Source organism: Kribbella rubisoli (assembly GCF_004217145.1).
GTDB classification, from domain to species: Bacteria; Actinomycetota; Actinomycetes; order Propionibacteriales; family Kribbellaceae; genus Kribbella; species Kribbella rubisoli.
On record NZ_SHKR01000011.1, the window covers coordinates 1369605 to 1389586 of the forward strand.

The 19982-nt window shown below is 67.7% G+C and carries 19 protein-coding genes; 9 read left to right on the forward strand and 10 right to left on the reverse strand.

Annotated elements, in window-relative coordinates:
- Positions 1-4: 4 nt before the first annotated feature.
- From EV645_RS09535 to EV645_RS09550, 4 genes are read right to left on the reverse strand one after another with little or no spacing between them, the layout of a single operon-like run.
- On the reverse strand, positions 5-649 hold the full coding sequence (locus tag EV645_RS09535) for an HAD family hydrolase (protein WP_130441771.1): 645 nt from the start codon (positions 647-649) through the stop codon (positions 5-7).
- Positions 646-1668: an alpha-hydroxy-acid oxidizing protein gene (locus EV645_RS09540; protein ID WP_242000298.1), complete on the reverse strand. Its 1023-nt coding sequence runs from the start codon at positions 1666-1668 to the stop codon at positions 646-648. The genes EV645_RS09535 and EV645_RS09540 overlap by 4 nt, the downstream gene beginning before the upstream one ends.
- A complete protein-coding gene (locus EV645_RS42630; RefSeq protein ID WP_130441775.1) occupies positions 1556-3187 on the reverse strand; it encodes a nitrilase-related carbon-nitrogen hydrolase in 1632 nt (543 codons plus the stop codon). The genes EV645_RS09540 and EV645_RS42630 overlap by 113 nt, the downstream gene beginning before the upstream one ends.
- Positions 3171-3755, reverse strand: a complete 585-nt coding sequence (locus EV645_RS09550; RefSeq protein ID WP_198681529.1) for a TetR/AcrR family transcriptional regulator — start codon at positions 3753-3755, stop codon at positions 3171-3173. The genes EV645_RS42630 and EV645_RS09550 overlap by 17 nt, the downstream gene beginning before the upstream one ends.
- Positions 3756-3918: 163 nt before the next feature.
- On the opposite strand from EV645_RS09550, the gene EV645_RS09555 reads away from it, so the two are divergent.
- From EV645_RS09555 to EV645_RS09570, 4 genes are read left to right on the forward strand one after another with little or no spacing between them, the layout of a single operon-like run.
- Positions 3919-4917, forward strand: a complete 999-nt coding sequence (locus tag EV645_RS09555; RefSeq protein WP_198681530.1) for a hypothetical protein — start codon at positions 3919-3921, stop codon at positions 4915-4917.
- A complete protein-coding gene (locus tag EV645_RS09560) occupies positions 4907-6103 on the forward strand; it encodes an MFS transporter (RefSeq protein WP_242000300.1) in 1197 nt (398 codons plus the stop codon). The genes EV645_RS09555 and EV645_RS09560 overlap by 11 nt, the downstream gene beginning before the upstream one ends.
- A gap of 35 nt (positions 6104-6138) precedes the next feature.
- Positions 6139-7386, forward strand: a complete 1248-nt coding sequence (locus EV645_RS09565; RefSeq protein ID WP_130441783.1) for a DUF445 domain-containing protein — start codon at positions 6139-6141, stop codon at positions 7384-7386.
- The gene (locus EV645_RS09570) at positions 7383-7940 is read left to right on the forward strand and encodes a ribonuclease FAU-1 family protein (protein ID WP_130441785.1); all 558 of its coding nucleotides are present in this window, start codon (positions 7383-7385) and stop codon (positions 7938-7940) included. The genes EV645_RS09565 and EV645_RS09570 overlap by 4 nt, the downstream gene beginning before the upstream one ends.
- A gap of 185 nt (positions 7941-8125) precedes the next feature.
- Here the strand turns inward: EV645_RS09570 and EV645_RS09575 are convergent, their stop codons facing one another.
- Together EV645_RS09575 and EV645_RS09580 are read right to left on the reverse strand one after the other, a co-directional pair.
- Positions 8126-8878 carry a sugar phosphate isomerase/epimerase family protein gene (locus EV645_RS09575; protein WP_130441787.1) on the reverse strand — a complete coding sequence of 251 codons (753 nt, stop codon included), beginning with the start codon at positions 8876-8878 and terminating at the stop codon, positions 8126-8128.
- Between the two features lie 63 nt (positions 8879-8941).
- The gene (locus tag EV645_RS09580) at positions 8942-9535 is read right to left on the reverse strand and encodes a hypothetical protein (RefSeq protein WP_130441789.1); all 594 of its coding nucleotides are present in this window, start codon (positions 9533-9535) and stop codon (positions 8942-8944) included.
- Positions 9536-9645: 110 nt separating this feature from the next.
- On the opposite strand from EV645_RS09580, the gene rarD reads away from it, so the two are divergent.
- The 5 genes from rarD (at position 9646) to qcrB (ending at position 14660) form a co-directional block, all read left to right on the forward strand.
- Positions 9646-10563 (forward strand): EamA family transporter RarD, encoded by a 918-nt coding sequence (rarD, locus tag EV645_RS09585; RefSeq protein ID WP_130441791.1) that lies wholly within the window; start codon positions 9646-9648, stop codon positions 10561-10563.
- 56 nt (positions 10564-10619) lie between these two features.
- A complete protein-coding gene (locus tag EV645_RS09590) occupies positions 10620-11102 on the forward strand; it encodes an RrF2 family transcriptional regulator (protein WP_130441793.1) in 483 nt (160 codons plus the stop codon).
- Positions 11103-11193: 91 nt separating this feature from the next.
- Positions 11194-11655: a cupin domain-containing protein gene (locus EV645_RS09595; RefSeq protein WP_130441795.1), complete on the forward strand. Its 462-nt coding sequence runs from the start codon at positions 11194-11196 to the stop codon at positions 11653-11655.
- Between the two features lie 20 nt (positions 11656-11675).
- Positions 11676-13190, forward strand: coding sequence for a phospholipase D-like domain-containing protein (locus tag EV645_RS09600; RefSeq protein WP_130441797.1), 1515 nt, complete (start codon positions 11676-11678; stop codon positions 13188-13190).
- A 78-nt stretch (positions 13191-13268) separates the two neighbouring features.
- Entirely contained in the window at positions 13269-14660 is a 1392-nt protein-coding gene (qcrB, locus tag EV645_RS09605; protein WP_242000301.1) for a cytochrome bc1 complex cytochrome b subunit, read from the forward strand.
- Here the strand turns inward: qcrB and EV645_RS09610 are convergent.
- The 4 genes from EV645_RS09610 to EV645_RS09625 all read right to left on the reverse strand — a co-directional run bounded on the left by EV645_RS09610 (position 14619) and on the right by EV645_RS09625 (position 19909).
- Entirely contained in the window at positions 14619-15731 is a 1113-nt protein-coding gene (locus tag EV645_RS09610) for an XdhC family protein (RefSeq protein ID WP_130441800.1), read from the reverse strand. The genes qcrB and EV645_RS09610 overlap by 42 nt on opposite strands.
- Positions 15724-16206 carry a (2Fe-2S)-binding protein gene (locus EV645_RS09615; protein WP_130441802.1) on the reverse strand — a complete coding sequence of 161 codons (483 nt, stop codon included), beginning with the start codon at positions 16204-16206 and terminating at the stop codon, positions 15724-15726. Before EV645_RS09615 ends, EV645_RS09610 begins: the two co-directional genes overlap by 8 nt.
- Before the next feature lie 7 nt (positions 16207-16213).
- Positions 16214-18559 (reverse strand): molybdopterin cofactor-binding domain-containing protein, encoded by a 2346-nt coding sequence (locus tag EV645_RS09620; protein ID WP_130441804.1) that lies wholly within the window; start codon positions 18557-18559, stop codon positions 16214-16216.
- A gap of 126 nt (positions 18560-18685) precedes the next feature.
- Positions 18686-19909, reverse strand: coding sequence for a PucR family transcriptional regulator (locus EV645_RS09625; RefSeq protein WP_130441806.1), 1224 nt, complete (start codon positions 19907-19909; stop codon positions 18686-18688).
- Positions 19910-19982: the final 73 nt, after the last annotated feature.

Here is a 19982-nt window from a genome sequence, read left to right on the forward strand (position 1 = left end):
AAGACTACATTAGGTCGAGCAGATTCGTCCCTACCGTGCGATCCAGGTGCCGCGCGACCAGCCCGGCCGCCTGCGCCCCGAGTACATCGTTCTCGAGGTTGTCGCCGATCATCAGGACGTCGGCCGGCTCGGCTCCCAGTGCCTCACAGGTGCGCAGGTACGCCTCCGGGGCCGGCTTGCTGAAGCCGAGCGCCTCCGAGGTGCAGACCACGTCGATCAGGTCGGCCAGCCCGATCGCCGCCAGCTTCGCGTTCTGCTGCACCGTGTTCCCGTTGGTGAGTACGCCGGTCCGCCAACCGTTGCCCTGAGCAACTTCCAGCGCGGGACGCGCGTCCGGGAAGGCGATCCAGTTGCTCCGGTACTGCGTCAGGTAGCCCTCGAACATCTCGTCCAACCCGGCCTCGGTCGCCGGGACCGGGCGATCGATCACCGGGAGGAAGGCCTGGAGGCGAGCACGGCGCTGGCCTTGATGGGTGAGCTCTCCGGACAGCCAGCGGGGGTACTGCTCGTCCTCGATCACGAACCATTGCGCAACCAGCTCGTCCGTCGGCGTGAGCCCGAGCTCGGTCACCCAGCTGCGCAGCGCACGTTCGGCGGAGCCGGTGTGGTCGAACAGGGTGTTGTCGAGGTCGAAGATGACCGCCTTCACGCGCGGACCACCGAGTCGCGGTTGAGTTCGCGGTGATTCGCATACCCGGACAGCGCCAGCGTCAGATCGAGCTCGGCCAGGAAGCAACGCAGTACGTGCTCGACACCGGCCTGTCCCGCGAGCGCGAGGCCGTAGAGCAGCGGACGGCCGAGAAGCACGGCCTTGGCACCGAGGGCGAGCGCCTTAGCTGCGTCGGAGCCGGTGCGTACGCCGGAGTCGAACAGGACTGTCAGTTGCTCGCCGACCGCATCCGCGATCGCAGGGAGCGCGTCGAGCGAGGCGACCGCGCCGTCGACCTGACGGCCGCCGTGGTTCGAGACGACGATGCCGTCGACGCCGTGCTCGGCCGCGAGTTTGGCGTCCTCGACCGCGGTGATGCCTTTCAGGACGATCGGGCCGTCCCAGTTGTCGCGCAGGAACGACAGGTCGTCCCACGACAGGCCGACGTTCGGGAAGATCTGCGCCCACAGCATCACCGCGGCGCCGGGATCCTCCGCGATCGGCTTGGCCAGCTTCGATTGGAAGACCGGGTCGCTGAAGTAGTTCGCGAGCCCCTCCCCCTTCAGGAACGGGAGGAACCCGCGATCCAGGTCGGCCGGCCGCCACCCGATCGTCCCGGTGTCCAGCGTAACGACGAGTACGCCGTACCCGGCGGCCTTGGCGCGTTGCAGGAAGCTGAGGCAGACGTCGCGGTCGGTCGGGTAGTACAGCTGGAACCACTTGTTGCTCGCCTCGATCTGCTCGATCGCGTGGCTCGCCTGGGTCGAGTGCGTGTAGGTCAGACCGAGGGTGTCGGCGGCCCGGGCCGTGGCCAGCTCGCCGTCGGGGTGCGCGAGGGTCTGGACACCGATCGGTGCGACTAGGACCGGCGCTGGCATCGCCGTACCGAGGATGGTGCAGGACAGGTCACGTTCGGTGCTGCCGCGGAGCATCCGGGGCGCCAGCCGCCAGCGGTCGAACGCCGCCTGGTTGGCCCGGGCGGTCGATCCGCCGCCCGCGCTCGGCCCGATGTACCCCATCGCCTCCAGCGTGAGCTTCCCGGCCGCCTGCGACTCCAGCCGGGCCAGGTCGGTCGTGATCTCCGGCGTCGTCCCCTGCAACATTCCCTGCAGGTAGATCTGCAACTGGTAGTCCCCGAAGTTGGCCATGCCGGATGTTTTCACGCCCGCCGCGGGACCTCAACAACAGCATCCCGGCCAGCGCCACCAGGCCGCACAACCAGGCGAACCAGTCACCCCAGGCGGTGTAGAGCGTGTGGTCGATACCCGGTCGGAGCTCACCGATCAGGACGGCCTGTCCGTTCGCCGGGGCGATGGTTTCGGCGACGATGCGGCCGTTCGCATCGGTCAGGGTAAGGCGGCCCTGGCTGCCGTCGCGGGCGATCGGGATGCCGTTCTCGATACCGCGCAGCAGGGCCATCCGGCTGTGCAGCCAGCCGTCGTCGACGAAGTCGAGCGCGGGGACGAGGAGTAGAGAGGTATCGAGTTCGCCGTACTGCCGGGCGAGCGCCGGGAAGTCGAGGTCCTTGCAGATCATCAGGCCCCAGGTGTTGTACGTCGCGAGTCGGTCGCCCGGCGTGTACGGCTCGATGCCTGGGATCAGGTGGTGCTTGTCGTACGACGTGGGCGCGGCACCGTCGGGGTGGAACATCAAGGCGCGGTTGTGGTCCCCGTCGCCGAGCACCGTGAACCCGACGACCAGCTCGATCTTGTTGCTCATGGCAAGCGTTTGGAATTGCTGTGAGATTTGCGGGAGGTCGGTGGCCCGGACGTCGACGATCTTCTCCGGCAGCAGGACGATCTTCGCACCGGCCCGGGCGGCGTCGGCGATCATCGGGCGGTAGCGGTCGATGATCTGCGGTCCGGCAGCGTTGGGCCAGCCCGCGTTGTCTGCTCCTTGTGCGGAGAGTACGGCGATCTTCACCGGCGCGCTCTGCGGTGTCCCCTGCAGCCGCACCACGCCGTACAAACAGGTGCTAGCAGCAACAACCGTGAGGACGCCGATCAGTGCGAGCTTGCGCGCGGCAATCACCGCGGCCGGGAACAACAGCAGGAAGCTGAGCCCCCAAGGCCCGGTCAACGACACGATCTGGTTGACCGGAGCAACCTCCACCTGCGTATACGCCAAACTCGTAAACGCACCGTGCGGCGAGACGCTCGCAATCCCATAGTCAAGCGCAGCCCACAAGGCCGGCGTCGCAAACGCAGCCATCACCGGATGCCCCCGCACCACAAGCGCCCTGAAAAACAAGACAGTCCCGGCAAACACACCCGCCAACGCCACCAAGAACCCCAACACAACCACCGGCAACTCAAGATCCCCGAGCAAGTACCGCGCCAAATTGCCAAGCCCCAGAAGCCAACCCACAAACGCAGCCAAAGCCGCAACACGAGCCCGCAGCCGAACCGCCACCAGAAACACGGGGATGGGAGCAAGCCAGGTCAGCGCCGGGATCGTGTGCAAACCGGACCCGAAGTACAACAGCACCCCCGTTGCGAGGGCCGCCGCCACCGCAACCCATCTAGATACGTAATTCATTGATCATCCTTTCGCCCAGGCGTAGGCAGAGGGATCGGAAGGCTGGTTCCGGCATGCCTATGCGGTCGCCGTGGTGGAGTTGGATCAGGCCGTGGAGCAGGGCGGCGAACATCAGGCTGGTTTCCCAGATGTCTGTGTCGGCGCGGAAGAGCTCCTGCTCGACGCCGGCGGTGATCGCGTCGGCGACGAGGTTGAGCGTGGGTGACTTGCGAGCCCGGAAGTCCGCGGGGAACTTGCGCGCCTGGTCGCGGCGCTCGGTGAACATGTAGTCGTAGAGCCGGGGATGCTCGAGCGCGAAGTCGACGTGGTCGATCAGCATCTCCCGCAACAACTCATCTGCCTGAGCAGGACGCTCCGCCGACTCCCAGCGCCGTACCAGTTCGACGAACGCCGCGTCCGCGATCGCGTTCAGCAGCGTCTCCCGGTCCGGAAAGTACTGGTAGATCGCCATCGGCGTGATCCCGACCGCGGCCGCCACCTTCCGCATCGACACACCGGCCGCGCCGTGCTCGGTCAGCAGGTACGTCGCCGCCGCGGTGATGCGGTCCTTCGTCGTCACGTCGCTCATGACAACCATTAAAGACACATTCCCTATACGTCGTATAGGCAGAATTACCCTGACTGAACCCTGAGCCATGACATCCGTCAGGCCCGGGCCCCGACGTCCGTCAGCGCCGGAACCGGACGGATCGCATCCGCACCGCGGCCCGAAGCGCCCGAGAGTTGTAGACATGACGAACCCGAACGTGGTGACCGCGCCGAAACACAGCAGCGTGAAGCGGAGCTTGCCCGCCCTCGGCCTGTTCTTCCTGTCGCCCCTGGTCGCGGAGTTCCTGCTCGGGAACATCCCGGTCAGCGCGTTCTACGCGATCCTCACCCTGGCACCGCTGTACGGCGGCGGCGCGGTCCTGATCCGCGAACTGGTCCGCCGTCGCGGCTGGGGCTACCCCAGCGTGATCGTCCTCGCCCTCGCGTACGGCGTGATCGAGGAAGGCATCACCACCCAGTCGCTGTTCAACCCGAACTACGCCGACCTGCGCCTGCTCGACCCCGGCCACATCTCGGCGCTGGGTATGGGCGCGCCGTGGACCGTGTTCGTCCTCGGCCTGCACACGGTGTGGAGCATCACCGTCCCGATCGTCCTGATGGAGTCGGTCTCCCGCCGTCCCCGCGAACCGTGGCTCGGCAAGGTCGGCCTCTGGGTGTACGGCATGCTCTTCCTCGCCGGCATCGTCGCGACCACCGCGTTCGGCTACTCGAAGGACTCGTTCCGCGCATCGACTGGCCAGGACGTGGGTGTCGGCATCGCGATCGTCGTCCTGATCGCCCTGGCCGTCTGGATCGGCCGCCGGGCACCTCGCCGTACGACGGGAAGCGTGCCGTCAGCCTGGATCGTCGGGGTGGTCGCACTGGCGCTCAGCTCCGGCTGGATGGTCGTCAACGACCAGGTCAAGAACGGCTGGCTCGAGGCGGTCCTTCTGCTGGCGATCGAGGTACTGACGGTCTTCGTCATCGTGACCTGGTCCCGGCGGACCGGCTGGACCCGGATGCACACGCTGGCCGCAGCGGGCGGCGCATTGCTCACCTATGCGTGGCATGCGTTCCCGGAGAAGCCGGTCTTCGACGCCCCGCACAGCACCGACCTGATCGGGAATGCGGTCTTCGCCCTGTTGGCGGTGGCCCTGCTGATCTCTGCGACAATCAGGCGTGACAAGTTCGGTGACTCCTGACACACGCGGTACTTCGCGGCACGTCAGCCTGGCGTTGTTCGCGCTGGCGACCGGTGGTTTCGCGATCGGGACCGCCGAGTTCGTCACGATGGGGCTGCTGCCGCAGATCGCGGACGGCGTGCACATCTCGATCCCGACCGCCGGCCATGTCATCTCGGCGTACGCGCTGGGGGTCGTGGTCGGCGCTCCCGTGATCGCGGCCCTCGGCGCGCGGACCGGGCGGAAGCGGTTGCTGCTCGGGCTGGTCGCGCTCTTCGTGATCGGCAACGTGCTGTCGGCCGTTGCCTCGAGCTACGAATTCCTGATGGCGGCGCGGTTTCTGTCCGGCGTACCGCACGGAGCGTTCTTCGGGATCGGCGCGGTCGTCGGCGCATCGATGGTGGCGCCCGAGCGGCGCGCGCGGGCGGTGTCGATGACGATGGTCGGGCTCCCGGTCGCCAACATCATCGGCGTACCGCTGACGACGTTGCTGGGCCAGCGGCTCGGGTGGCAAGTACCGTTCCTCGCGGTCGGCGTGCTAGGGACACTGACACTAGTTGCAGTGTGGCTATGGGTGCCGGCACAGCCGGTCGGCAGCGACGTGAACGTCCGCAGCGAGCTCAGCGCCCTCAAGCGACCGCAAGTGTGGATGGCCCTGCTGGTCGGGATGGTCGGATTCGGAGGCATGTTCGCGACGTACTCGTACATCACGCCGACGATGACGGACCTGGCCGGCTTCTCGGAGTCAGCGGTGACGATCGTCCTGGCCGTGTACGGCGTGGGCATGACGGTTGGCACCGTCGTCGGTGGGCGGCTCGCGGACCGATCGCTCATGGGCAGCGTGTACGGCGGACTGATCGCGGTAGCCGTCGTACTCGGAGCGTTCGGCTGGCTCGCGCAGACGCGGCCCGGTGCGCTGATCGCGGTGTTCGCGTTGGGGTGCTCGGCGAGCATCCTTGTACCGGCGCTGCAGACCCGCCTGATGGACGTCGCGCACGAGGGCCAGTCACTGGCCGCGTCGCTCAACCACTCCACCTTGAACATCGCCAACGCGCTCGGCGCCTGGCTCGGCGGCGTCGTACTCGCGGCCGGCTACGGCTACGAATGGCCGAGCCGACTGGGCGCCGTACTCGCTGTCGCGGGTCTGCTGCTCGCACTGATTTCCGGTCTGATGGAACGTCGAGGGACAAATCAGGTGCTTGCCTGACCTGCTGATCACCGCCCACTTGATTGAATCGGGGTATGGCGACCATGACCCTGAGCGCGGCCGATCAGGTACGGCGGCGCGGGCTGCGGCAGATGCGGTCCGTGGCGTTGGCGCTGCTGGTGCTCGCAGCGGTGATCTACGTGGCGACGCTGCACCTCAGCGGCGGCTGGGCCTACCTGAACGCGGCGTCCGAGGCGGCGATGGTCGGTGCGCTGGCGGACTGGTTCGCGGTCACCGCGCTGTTCAGGCATCCGCTCGGGCTGCCGATTCCGCACACCGCGATCGTGCCGACCCGCAAGGACAGCCTGGCCGAGAGTCTGGAGCAGTTCGTCACCGAGAACTTCCTGTCCGAGGAAGTCGTCGCGGAGAAGATGCGTACGGCGGAGGTGAGCCGCCGGGTCGGTGAATGGCTTGCGGACGGCAACCACGCCGAGCGGATCGTGGCGGAAGGCGCGCGGACGATCGGCGCGGCGTTGCCGAAGCTCGGCGATGAAGACGTGTCCGCGTTCGTGCGGGGGTCGTTGCTGCCGCGGTTCGTGAAGGAGCCGTTGAGCCCGATCGCGGGGCACTTCGTGCAGTCCGTGGTCGAGGACGGCGCGCATCACGCGTTGTTCGACCTGCTGATGGTCGAGGCGTACGACTGGCTGGCGAACAACCGCGAGCTGCTCGCGGACGTGGTCGGTCCGCGAGCGCCGCGCTGGTCGCCGCAGTGGGTGGACCGGCTGGTGATCGACCGGATCCACCGCGAGGCGCTGGCCTGGCTGGCCGACGTACGCGACAACCAGGCGCACCCGGCGCGACGGGCAGTCGACCGGCTGCTGGCGCAGCTGGCGGACGATCTGCAGCACGACCCGGAGACGATGGAACGGTTCGAGGCGTGGAAGGCGCGGATGCTGACCCATCCGGACATGGGCTCGAGCCTGACTGCGGTCTGGGACGCGATGCGTACGGCGCTCATCGACTCGATCAACGACCCGGACAGCACGCTGCGGACGCGCGCGGTCAAGGCGATCCACGAGCTCGGCGGCCGGCTCCAGGACGACGAAACGCTCCGCACCAGCGTCGATGCCCGTGCCGTCGAGGCCGTCGGGTACGTCGTCCGCACGTACGGCACCGAGATCGTTTCCGTCATCTCCGACACGATCGAACGCTGGGACGGTCGCGAGGCGTCCGCGCGGATCGAGCTCCACGTCGGCCGGGACCTCCAGTTCATCCGGATCAACGGCACCGTGGTCGGCGCGCTCGTCGGGCTGCTCATCCACACGGTGAGCCAGTTGCTGTGAAGACGACGTACATCCGCAAACGCAAACGGCCTTCCGGGTCCGGGCTGTGGTCGGCGTACCCCTTGACCACAGACGAGTTCGGCACGTGGTTCTACACGCCGGCAGGTTCCCACTTCCGCGCCGGCAACGGCGAGATCTGCGAGGTCGCCCAACTCGGCCCGGGCGGTCCGGGCGAGCATTGCGTCCAGCTCGCACCGCACGACGGCTGGTGGTTCGCCTACTTCCGCCAAAGCGGACTCCTCCACGTAGACGTAAGCACCCAACCGATGCTCGTCGGCGAGGAGTGGACCTTCGAGGACCTCGAACTGGATCCCTTCCGCCGAACCGACGGCACCATCGGCACCGAAGACTGGGACGAACTAGCCGCCGCCCACGCAGCAGGTCTGATCACAGACGCCGAACGCAACGCAGCCGAGCAAGCCGCCCGCACCCTGGAACACCAGTTCCAGGCTGCCATAGAACCCTTCGGCCAAGTCGGCTGGGACCACTTGGCAGCGGCGATAGAACTCTGCCTACCGCCACTCACCAACTTCGGACACCACCCGCTCGACTAGATGCCGCAGTTGTGATCGCGCCGCCTACCGAGTTGTTGCAAGGGATGCTGGACCAGTAGCTGGCCCGCTGGCGGGTTGTTGCGCTCCTGACGTGCTTGAACCCGCCAGCGGGCACAAAGCCGGCCATCCACCCCCTGCCGCCCACTGCGGGGCAGGTTAGGACCTCAACCTTCGTTGACGCGGATCTAGACCCAGCTGTGCAGGTCGGCGGCGTCCTTGGAGAACTGTTCCGTGGAGTCGTCGGCGACGAACTCGAGGAGGGCGTTGATCTCGCGGGGCTCGGCGGCGAGGCGGTCGAGGACCGGGCGCCACAGGGACTCGCGAGCCGCGAGCGGCAGCCGGTTGTTGGACGGCCACCAGGAGAACACGTGGACCGTGCTCAGCCAGGGCATCAGCGACTCCAGCTGCTGGAGGCACTGCGCGTCATCCAGGTCGACGGGCGGCTGCCAGTAGGTCTTGAGGTTCGGAGCGCCGACGTCGAGCAGCAGCGTGATCGTCGAGTCGACCTCGTCGGTCAGCGTGTTCCGGTGGAACTCCATCGCGATCTCGATACCCGCACCGGCGGCCATGTCGGCGAGTTCGCCCAGTCCGCGAGTCACGGCCATCCGGTCGCCGACGCCCGCTTCCGCCGTACCGACGTTGCCGGCCCAGACCCGGATCCGGGGAGCGCCGAGCGCCTCGGCGGTGGCGACCGCCGAGCGCATCTCCTCGCGGTCCACGTTGCCCGCCCGGAGATAGGAGCCGTACGCCGCGACCTGCAGGCCGTGTACTTCGGTCAGGTTCCGCACCCGCTTGGCGTTGACGAGGTTGCCGAGCGGGACATGCACATCACCACCCCACTCGATCGCCGCGAGCCCGGACTTCGCCGCTACCTCCACCACCTGGTCGACCGGCAACTGCCGAAACGTCACCGAGACCAGACCGGTCCTCACACCCACGCGCGCCTCCTGGTGTTCACACCACCATCCAACCCCATCACACCAGCCCACTCACGCCCCACGTCACCCGATGGACGGTCCACGTCTGTTCGCGCCTTGTGCTCTGAGATCCATCAGACGGCTGTTGGCGATGTCCACCGGAGCAGCCACCACACCAGCGGGACCAGCCACCACACCAGCAGGACCAGCCGCCGCACCGACGGCGGCAGCGGCACCAGCTGCGGCGGCAGGCGCCTGTGACGGACCTCTGGACGCCTTCTGCGCCTCGCTCACCGCCGCGGCCGTGACCGAGTGCGCGATGTAGGCCTCCGCCCGGTCCCGCAGCGCCGGATGGAAGCGGTTCGTACGGTCGTCGGACGCCACCAGCTCCGCCGCAAGCTGCCCCGCCGCGGAATCCCTGACCGCGGGGTCCGGCCCACCGTGCTCCTGGTAGCTGCTGTTCATGTGCGCGGAAAACCGTTCCGCCTCAGGGCCCGCACTATCGCCATGGGCAAGCGCGACCACATCACCCTGCGCCCGCGTCGCAGTCCGCTGGATGGCCTCCTCGACCCGCTGCCGCGCCAGAACGCGATCCTCCGGCCCCAGCTCGGCCGATCGGAGCGTGGTTCGCGTCACGTCGTCGACCAGCGCATCGAGCAGTTCACGTCGGGACGGCATCGGTTACCTCCTGTGGTTGTGGCAGGTCGCCGGACAGACTAACGGCACTGCGTCTCACGTCATGAGCAAAGTAGTTGGATGCGGCTGTCGGGCGGGCTTACGCTGACGCCGTGCCGGAACAGCGAAGAGGATTCACCTACGGGTTCACCGCCTACCTGATCTGGGGTCTCTTCCCGCTGTACTGGAAGCTGCTCGACCACTCCGGCGCGGTCGAACTGCTCGCCCACCGCATCCTCTGGTCGCTGATCACGATCGCGATCCTGGTCGCCGTACTGCGGAAGTTCGGCAGGGTGAAGGCGCTCCTCGCGGAGCCACGCCGGCGCTGGCCGTTGATCGCAGCGGCCTTCCTGATCTCGGTGAACTGGGGCACCTACATCTGGGCCGTCGGCCACGGGCATGTCGTGGAGACCTCGCTCGGATACTTCATCACGCCGCTGTTCACGGTCCTGCTCGGTGTCTTCGTCCTGAAGGAACAGCTACGACCGATGCAATGGACCGCGCTGGGGATCGCCTTTGTGGCCGTCCTCGGGCTTGCGATCGAGAACGGGAAGCCGCCGTGGGTGGCGATCATCCTGACGCTCTCGTTCGGGTGCTACGGCCTGGCGAAGAAGCAGGCCGGCGCCGGCGCGATCGAGGGCATGGCCGTCGAGTCCGGCACGGTCGCTCCGCTGGCGATCGTGGCGATCGTCGTTCTCGGACTGCAAGGCCACGCGACGGTCACGCACCACGGGACGGCGTACCTGATCCTCGTCCTGCTGACCGGCCCGATCACCGCAGTACCCCTGCTGCTCTTCGGCGCCGCGGCCACTCGCATCTCGATGACGACTCTCGGCCTGCTGAACTACATCGCCCCGATCATGCAGTTCATCTGCGGCCTGCTGATCTTCCACGAACAGATGACATCGATGCGCTGGGCCGGCTTCGGCCTGGTCTGGGTGGCGCTGGCCCTGTTCACGTTCGACAGCATGCACACCCGCCGCCGCACCCTCGCCCTCGAACGCGCCGCACTCACCGCCTCCGCAATCTGACCCCGCACCCTCAATCTGCTTGACGACGCCTATTCCGGATATCTAATATCCAGGTTATGAAGATGAACGAGGGGGTCGAGTGGGCCATGCACAGCTGTGTGAATCTCAGCTGGGCGTCCGGCGAGGCCGTTACCGCCAAGCGGCTCGCCGCCTTCTACAACCTGCCCACGGCGTACCTGAACAAGCAACTCCAGGCGCTGACCCGGGCCGGCATCCTCACCTCGGTCTCCGGGCCGAAAGGCGGCTTCCAGCTGGCCCGCGACCCGCGCAACATCAGCCTGCTCGACATCGTCGTCGCGATCGACGGACCGGACGACGCGTTCCGGTGCATGGAGATCCTCAAGGAGGGTCCCGGCGCCGACGCGCGGGCCGACTACACCAAGGTCTGCGTGATCTCACAGGCAATGCGCGGCGCCGAGCTGACGTATCGCCGCGAGCTGGCGAGCAGGTCGATCGCGGATATCTCCGACGAGGTCGTCCGCCTCACCCCGGCCGCCCCGGACAACACCCGGAACCGATTCGCGAACCTCAAATCCTGACGCCGTCCGCCATCCTTCTCGCAGACGTTGATTCTGGACATCAAATGTCCCCAATAAGACTTGCCTTCAGCAACTACAAGGAGAAACCGTCATGACCGTTCTGATCCGCGCCGACGAAGCCGAAGTCCTGTCCGCGAGCGGTGTCACGCTGCTGGCCGACATGACCGACACGGACGGCCACCTGACCAGCCACCGCTCGATCTTCCAGCCCGGCAAGGAGGGTGCTCCCCCGCACCTGCACCGCGAGGCCGCCGAGCTGTTCTTCGTCCTGAAGGGATCGCTCCGCGCTCTCACCGGCGACAAGCTGAACGTCCTCGAGCAGGGCGACTTCCTGCTCGTCCCGCCGAACACCCCGCACGCCTTCGAGGCCGCCGGCGACGAACAGGCCGAGGTCCTGTTCGTCCTCACCCAGGCCAAGCCCCGCTTCGGCTACTACCGCCTACTGGAAGGCGCCTACCGCGGCGACACCGACTGGGCCGAGGTCGCCAGGACCAGCGACCTCTACGACAATCACTACGTGGAGAGCCCGGCCTGGCAGACGCGTCAGTCGTGAGCTGATGGGCACAGGGAACCATGGCGCACGACTGGTTCCTGACGGCGGCCGAACGTGGAAACCCCGGGACAGACATCGACTCCGACGGTGCCTGGTCCGAGGGGAACCTCGTCCGGCCGCTGGTGCACGGGGCGACGTACTTCCGGTGTCTGTACGACGAGCTGTGCAGGTTGCAGCCGGGTGATCGGGTGTACTTCACCGACTGGCGCGGCGATCCCGACGAGGTGCTGTACGACGGGGGTCCGTCGATCGGCGAGGTGCTCTGCGACCTGGCCAGATCCGGGGTCGAGGTGCGCGCGTTGCTGTGGCGCTCGCACTCCGACCACCTCAGCTTCAACGCCCAGCAGAACCAGCACCTCGGCACCGAGCTGAACGAGGCCGGCGGCGAGGTGCTGCTGGACCAACGGGTACGGCGGCTCGCCTCGCATCACCAGAAGCTGTTCGTGATCAGGCATCGCGACGATCCGGCCGCCGATGTCGCGTTCGTCGGCGGCATCGATCTGTGCCACGGCCGGCGCGACGACGAAGGCCACCTGGGTGATCCGCAGACCGCGCCGATGGATCCGCGGTACGGCGACCAGGCGCCCTGGCACGATCTGACGCTCGAACTCCGCGGACCTGTCGTCGGCGACCTGCTGCGTACCTTCGTCGAGCGGTGGGACGATCCGCATCCGCTCGACCGGCGTACGCCGTACCGGATGGCGATCCAGCGAATGGCCCGGATGCCGCGACATCCTGGCGACCTGTCGGAGGCGTTCCCGGATCCGCCGCCGGCCGGGAAGGACGCCGTCCAGGTGCTGCGGACGTACGCGCACAAGCATCCCGGATTCCCGTTCGCACCGCGTGGTGAGCACAGCATCGCGCGCGCCTACCTGAAGGCGTTCGGACGGGCGAAATCCCTTATCTACTTGGAAGACCAGTACCTGTGGTCCGCACCGGTGGCCGAAGCGCTCCGGGAAGCGCTGGAACGGTCGCCGGATCTGCACATCATCGCCGTCGTCCCGCGATACCCGGACCAGGACGGCCGAGTCAGCGGACCGCCCGCACGGCATGCCCAGCTGGAGGCGCTGCGCCGACTGGACTCCGACCGGGTCGCGGTCTACGACCTGGAGAACGAGAACGGCGTACCGATCTATGTCCACGCGAAGGTCTGCATCGTCGACGACACCTGGATGACCTGCGGATCGGACAACTTCAACCGCCGGTCGTGGACCAACGACAGCGAACTCACCTGCGCGATCGACTCCCCCGACCTCGCCCGATCCCTCCGCGCACAACTCTGGTCCGAACACCTCGGCGTACCCGACCCCGACCTGGACCCGATCACCGGCTTCACCCACTGGCAGACAACGGCCGCGACCCTGGACCAGTGGTACGCCGACAACCGCCGTGGGCCACGCCCCGCCGGACGGATCCGTGCCCATCGCCCGCAGCCCGTGGGCCGGTTCGAGTCGCTGTGGGCCGGCTGGCTCGCCGACCACGTCTACGATCCCGACGGCCGCCCGCGCGCGGCCCGCCGCCGGAACACCTTCTAGCAACATGTGAGGTCTGACACGACACGTCACAATCTCGGTCGCTGCGGGGTCGTATGTATGACCGAGGAGGGCCGAATCGTGCCGGGTCCCTTGAACAATGTGCGCAATCTGCGCGGGAGAGTATTCCCTGATCACTGGTCGCTGCTGTTCGGCCAGATCGCCTTCTACAGCTTCGTTCTGGTGACACTCACCGGCCTCGTGCTGATGGTGCCGTACCAGCCGTCGGTCGGACACGTTGTGTACGACGGTCCGTACGCACCGCTGCACGGCGTGCAGATGTCACAGGCCCTGGACTCGACGATGAAGATCAGCTTCGAGATGCGCGGCGGCCTGCTGATCCGCCAGATGCACCACTGGGGCGCGCTGATCATGGTGGCGGCGATCCTGCTGCACCTGTTGCGGCTGTTCTTCACCGCGGGGTTCCGCCGGCCGCGGCGGCTGAACTGGCTGGTCGTCTTCGGGCTGCTGATCATCACGCTGGGCGCCTGTCTGACCGGTACGTCGCTCCCGGACGACATGGCGTCCGGCACGAGTCTCGCCGTACTCGACGGGGTGCTGCAGGCGACTCCGTTCGTGGGTACGCAACTGTCGGCGCTGCTGTTCGGGGGGGACTTCCCGGGCGATGTGATCAGCCGGTTCTACCCGCTGCACATCATCGTCCTCCCTGCCCTGCTCGTCGTGCTCTTCATCGTCAGCGGGATCCTCGCGCTGAAGAACAAGCCGGCGCAGTTCCCCGGCCCCGGGCGTACCGAGGAGAACGTGGTCGGAAGCCGGGCGACGGTCGCCGTGGTGAAGGGCGCGGGCCTGTTCTGCTTCGTGGCCGCAGTGGTGACCCTGATGGCCTCGCTGGCCACCATCAACCCGGTGTGGCTGTTCGGTCCGGCCGATCCGGCGGACACCTCGGCCGGAGTCGGTCCGGCGTGGTACCTCGCTTTCCTGGACGGTGCGCTGCGGCTGGCCCCCGGGTGGGAGGTCGTCTGGTGGGGCCGGACCATCAGCTTCGCCATCCTGGTCCCGGTCGCGGTCTGCACGCTGTTCCTGGCGCTCCTCGGGATCTACCCGTTCATCGAGGAGCGGGTGACCCGCGACCGGCGGGAGCACCACCTTCTCGAACGCCCCCGCAGCAACCCGATCCGCACCGGCATCGGCGTAGCCGGGGTCGTCTTCTACGGCACCCTGTGGGCCGCAGCCGGCGCCGACACGATGGCCGTCCAGTTCCACCTCTCGGTGAACGCGCTGATCCACCTGTTCCAGGCACTACTGATCCTCGGCCCGCCGATCGCCTTCAGCATCACCCGCCGCCTCTGCCTCGGCCTGCAGTTGCACGACGCCGAGGTCGCGGCGCACGGCATCGAGACCGGCAAGATCCTCCGGCTTCCCAGCGGCGGGTATGTCGAGGAGCACGGCCCGGCCAAACCTCAGCTCACATCATCGGAGGACAGCCGCGTGGATGCGGCCGGTAGTCGTTGACAGCGGCCGGGCACTCGCCGCGCTGCGCGTGGCGATGATCTCGGCCGCGATCGAGATCGCGGTCTCCTCGGGAGTTCGCGCGCCGAGATCGAGACCGGTCGGCGACAACAGCCGGGCCAGCTCGTCCTCGGTCAGACCCGCGGCCCGCAACCGCGACAGCCGATCCTCGTGGGTACGCCGCGAGCCCATCGCGCCGATGTAGCCCGCGTCCGTCCGCAAAGCCAACTCCAGCAGCGGCACGTCGAACTTCGGATCATGCGTCAGCACACAGATCGCCGTACGGCGGTCGATCGCGTCGAGCTGACCGGCGAGGAACCGGTGCGGCCAATCGACCACGACCTCGTCGGCCTCGGGGAACCGCAGCCGTGTCGCGAACACGCCGCGGGCATCGCACACCGTCACGTGATAGCCGAGGAACTTGCCGACCCGGGCGACCGCGGCCGCGAAGTCGATCGCGCCGAACACGAACATCCGCGGCGGTGGCGCGAGCGCCTGGACGAACACCGCGATGTCCGTACGCCGGCATTCGCCGTGAGCGCCGTACTCGCGGATCGCAGTCGAGCCGGTGTCGAGCATGGTCACCGCGTCCTCGACCACGGCCGCGTCCAGACCCGGATCGCCCAGACTGCCGGTGACCGCGTCCGCCTCGACGACGATGCGCCGCCCCAGGCCTTCTCCCGGCGTGACGACGGTCGCGACCGCTACCGGTCGGCCCGAGGCTACCGCGGCGGTCACCGTGCCGAAGTCTGCGAACGACCCCGCGTCGACAGGCTCGACCAGGACCTCGACCACACCGCCACACGTCAGACCGATCGCAAAGACGTCGTCATCGGACACGCCGTACCGGCGTACCTCGGGCCGGCCCGTCCGGATGACGTCCTGCGCCACCGCGTAGACGTCCGACTCGACGCAACCGCCGGACACACTGCCGACCGCCACGCCGGCGCCGGACACGGCCATCGCCGCGCCGGGCTGACGAGGTGCCGATCGGAACGTGTCGATCACCGTCGCGATCGCGAACCGGTCACCCTCGGCGTACCACCGGCGCACGTGGGGCAGGACGTCACGCACCCATGTCCTCCGCGCCCGCCTTCACCGCTTCGCGAATCCGCGAGTACGTGCCGCAGCGGCAGATGTTGCGCAGCTCGTCGAGGTCCGCGTCGGTGATGTCGCGGCCCTCCTTCCGGGCCTGCTTCACCTTCGCGACCGCGGCCATGATCTGCCCGGGCTGGCAATACCCGCACTGGGCCACGTCGTACGTCAGCCAGGCCTCCTGCATCGGATGCAGATCCTTGCCGACGGTCGCCGGCAGCCCTTCGATCGTGGTGACCTCATCGGTCGGCTCGATGTCCTTGACCTGTACCGAGCACGGATTGAACGCCTTGCCGTTGATATGCGAGGTGCACGACTTGCAGACCTCGAGCGCGCAGCCGTACTTCGGTCCGGTGACGCCGAGCAGGTCACGCAGGACCCACAACAGCCGGACGTTGTCCTCGGCCTCGACGCTGATCTTCTTGCCGTTGAGCTTGAACGTGTGCGTTGGCATGGATTCCTCAGAACGTGTGGTCGAGGCCGTCGGTCGGCGACTGCGGAGTGGACGGCTGCAACGGCAGCGGCTCGAAGCCGAGCGTGCCGTGGTTGATCGGGAAGTACGTCGGCATCGTGCCGGTCGCCCGCGCATAGGCACACGCGACCGCCGCGAAGGCCGGAGCCACCGCGAGCTCACCGGCGCCGCTCGGGCTCTCGCTCGTGTTCGGCATGATCACCACCTCGACATCCAGCGGCGTGTTCCACTCGCGGGTGTAGAAGTAGTTGTCCCAGCTGCCCTCGAGCGGGATGCCGTCCTTGATGTGCAGGCTCGACGTCAGAGCCAGCGCGATCGCGTCCTGCAACCCGCCGATCATCTGGGCCTCCAGACCCCGCGGGTTGATGCAGAACCCGGGATCGACGACGATCACCGCCTTGGTGACCCGCGGACCGGTCACGCCTTCGCCGTCGACCGGCCGGTTGACCGTCGCCGGCCGGCAGTCGATCTCGACCAGCGTCGCGACCGCGGCCCGGTACTCCGAGTGCACGCCGACACCCTGCGCCGTACCCTTCGGCATCGCCTTGCCCCAGTTGCCGACCTCGGCCGCCTTGTTCAGTACGGCGAGCAGTCGCTTGTCCTTGAGGAAGCTCCGCCGGAACCGGACCGGGTCCTGCCCCATCTTCGCGGCGAGCCGGTCGACCATCAGTTCCTCGGCGCAGACCACGTTCGGCGAGTAGATGTTGCGCATGCTGCCCGTGTTGAACTTCAGCGGGACCTCGTTGAGCAGCTGGGTGGTCACACCGAAGTTGTACGGCGACGACTGGCTGAGCTCGAAGATCGTCTCGGCGAACGACAGGTTGCCGCCGACCGGCAGATCCGCGGCGAACGCGGTGATCATCTCGCCGAGGCCGTGCCCGAAGTCGGTCTGCACGCTCGTGTGCCGCTGCTCGTAGCTGAGCACATTGCCGGCCAGGTAGTTCACCCGGACACGGGAGGTGCTCATCGGGTGGGTGCGTCCCTGGCGGAAGTTGTCCGTCCGCGACCAGGACAGCTTCACTGCCTTGCCCATCTTCTGCGAGATCTCCGCGGCCTCCGCCGCGACGTCGTGGAACAGGTGCCGGCCGAACGATCCGCCGCCCTGGATCACATGCACCTTCACCGCGTCGATCGGCAGACCGAGCTGTTTGGCGATGTCCTCCTGGGCCACGATCGGCACCTTGAGGCTGGACCAGATCTCGGCGCTGTCCGGCCGGACGTCAGCGATCGCGCAGTCCGGCTCGAGCGGGCTGTTGCTGGCGAACGCGAAGACGAACTCGGCGTCGATCGTCTGCGACAGCACCGGCGGCACGACCATCGGCAACTGGGCCGCGCGCAGCTTCGCCAGCACGGTGGCGTCGGACTCGTCGTCCACCGTGCCCGGTCCCCAGGTCGCGTCGACCTTCTGGATGGCGTCGATGCACTGACCGAACGTGTCGCCCCTGATCGCAACACCGTGGGTGATGCCAACGACATCGGAGATCCCCGGCATCGCACGCAGGGCGGCGAGGTTGTTGATCGACTTCAGCGTCCCGTTGATCGTCGGCGGCCGGGCCACCATGGTCGGCTTCGCGCCCGGAACCTGCAGGTCCATTGCGAACTGCTTGCGACCGGTGACGATGTCGTGGCCGTCGACCCGGTTGCGTGGCCGGCCGAGAACGCTGAACTCGGACGGTGACTTCAGCTCGGCGGACACCGCGATCGTCTTGATGCTCGCTGCGGCCTCGGCCAGCGATCCGTACGTCGCAGTAAGGCCTCCCGGACCCGTGAGCACGCCGGCCCGCGCCGTCACCTTGCCGGCAGCGACGCCCCAGTGCGCCGCGGCCGTGTCCACCAAGCGCTGCCGGGCGATCGCGGCGGCGGTCCGGACCGGCAGGTACATGCTGCGCATCGAGTTCGAACCGCCGGTGAGCTGGTTCATCAGCAACTCCGGCCGCGCGTCCGCCAGGCCGATCTCGACCTTGTCCATCGGCAGATCGAGCTCTTCGGCAACCATCATCGCGAACGCGGTGGTGATGCCCTGGCCGACCTCGGCCCGCGGTACTGCGAAGAACGCCGTACCGTCGGTCTTCAGCTCGACCGTGATCAGGCCGGAGGTCGGCGCGGCCGCGAGGTTCTGCAGGTCGCCGAGGTCGAAGATGTCCTCCGGCTGCGGCAGCGACGGTACGGCGGCATCGGCCGCCCGCGGGTCGGTGTCGTTGACCAGCCAGCTCACACCGACGGCCAGGGTCGGCGCGGCGATCAGGTATCCGAGGACGCGACGCCGGCCCAGCAGTCCGCGCCCGCCGCTCGGCTGATCGGTTGGTCGGTCCAACGAACGGGGGCGTTCGGCCATCAGGGTCCTCCGTGCTCGAGCAATGCTGGGAACGCAGTCTGGCACCGCCGATCGCGCGGCGGGATGGCCACGATGCCTACGTTTCGCGCGGTTTCACTGTGCACAACGCACAGGACCACCGTTGGGTCACGGCGTCGGAGGGAACAGCCTGAAGGCACGCAGTGCGAGACCGAGCTCCAGCTGGAAGCCTTCGTCGGTGAGGTTACGCCCAGTGATCTGGTGGATCCGGTGCAACCGGTTGATCACCGTGTTCCGGTGACAATGCGCGAGTTCGGCGGTACGACGGACCGAGCCGGCCGCCGTCACCCAATTGTCCAGCGTGCGGAGCAGGAGCTCACGTTCGGCCGCGGGCACCGTCATCAGCGGCACCAGCCAGGTCTGCACCAGTTGCTCCGCCAACTCCGGTGCACTCAGCAACAATGCCTCAGGGAGCCGCTCCACCAGCGCCACAACGTCGATCTGACCGGCCGGCAGGGTTCGGCGGGCCATCATCGCCTGACGATAGGCGACATCCACCTCGGCCAGGCCGGACACGACGCCGGACAAGCCTGCCGGCACATCCACGAGCTCGCGTAGGATGCCGAGCACCTTCCCGGACGATTCCGTGCTCAGGGCAAGCAGGCCGACGACTGCCTGCGGCCGCACCTGCCAGGCGGAACTGACGCGGATACCGGCGAGGCGGCGCGCGAACGAGGTCGTCGTACATTCGTCGTCGACCAGGTTGTCGATCGCCACCACCAGGTAGGGTCCGCCCACCGGAAGGTCGAGGACCGTCGCCGCCTCCTGGACGAAGGCACGATTCGCCCGGCCCTCCAGCAGCCCTTCCCACAGCGTCGATCTGCGTTGTTCGTCGGCGCGGACGAGGTACCGCTCGGCGGCGTGGTACGCGTCGGCGACCTGCGACGACGTACGGTCGACGACCTCCCACACCTTGCCGGCAACGTCCAGCAGGACTTCGGACTCGGCCATCCCCTGGGCGCGCGCCTCGTCGATCAACGCCTCCCAGACCAGCCGGCCACCGAGGCGGAAGGACTTGAGTACGTCGTCCAGCGGCATCCGTTGCTCGGCCCGCCGGCGCCCGGTCGCGAGTGCGGCGTCGAAGAAGTGAACCCCCGGGTTGTCGCCCGCGGCAATCATCTGCACGACCCGGGCAACGTTGTCATGACACGAACGCCACAGATCCTGCCGCGGCACCGATCCCATCTCGCGGTACGCCGGATTCTGCTCGTGAATGGTCTCGACCAGCGCATCGGTCAACGCCGGCAGGTGAAGCAGCACGCTCTCGGCGAGCGACTCCACGGTCAGCGTCGCCACCGGCAGCACGACGTCCCGACCCGAAGCCCTACTCATAGTTGGCACAGCATCGCACAGAGTCGCCACGCCGACCAGACCCCGGCCGCAACGACTCCAGCAGCGGAGTTCT

Excerpts from the sequence above, each read along its gene's own strand:
- EV645_RS09580 (WP_130441789.1), bottom strand. The coding sequence starts at position 9,535 with ATGCCGTCCCGACGTGAACTGCTCGATGCGCTGGTCGACGACGTGACG.
- EV645_RS09595 (WP_130441795.1), top strand. The coding sequence starts at position 11,194 with ATGACCGTTCTGATCCGCGCCGACGAAGCCGAAGTCCTGTCCGCGAGC.
- EV645_RS09555 (WP_198681530.1), top strand. The coding sequence starts at position 3,919 with ATGACGAACCCGAACGTGGTGACCGCGCCGAAACACAGCAGCGTGAAG.
- EV645_RS09540 (WP_242000298.1), bottom strand. The coding sequence starts at position 1,668 with ATGGGGTACATCGGGCCGAGCGCGGGCGGCGGATCGACCGCCCGGGCC.
- EV645_RS09625 (WP_130441806.1), bottom strand. The coding sequence starts at position 19,909 with ATGAGTAGGGCTTCGGGTCGGGACGTCGTGCTGCCGGTGGCGACGCTG.
- EV645_RS09590 (WP_130441793.1), top strand. The coding sequence starts at position 10,620 with ATGAAGATGAACGAGGGGGTCGAGTGGGCCATGCACAGCTGTGTGAAT.
- EV645_RS09620 (WP_130441804.1), bottom strand. The coding sequence starts at position 18,559 with ATGGCCGAACGCCCCCGTTCGTTGGACCGACCAACCGATCAGCCGAGC.
- EV645_RS09600 (WP_130441797.1), top strand. The coding sequence starts at position 11,676 with ATGGCGCACGACTGGTTCCTGACGGCGGCCGAACGTGGAAACCCCGGG.
- EV645_RS09565 (WP_130441783.1), top strand. The coding sequence starts at position 6,139 with ATGGCGACCATGACCCTGAGCGCGGCCGATCAGGTACGGCGGCGCGGG.
- EV645_RS09615 (WP_130441802.1), bottom strand. The coding sequence starts at position 16,206 with ATGCCAACGCACACGTTCAAGCTCAACGGCAAGAAGATCAGCGTCGAG.
- EV645_RS09550 (WP_198681529.1), bottom strand. The coding sequence starts at position 3,755 with ATGAGCGACGTGACGACGAAGGACCGCATCACCGCGGCGGCGACGTAC.
- EV645_RS42630 (WP_130441775.1), bottom strand. The coding sequence starts at position 3,187 with ATGAATTACGTATCTAGATGGGTTGCGGTGGCGGCGGCCCTCGCAACG.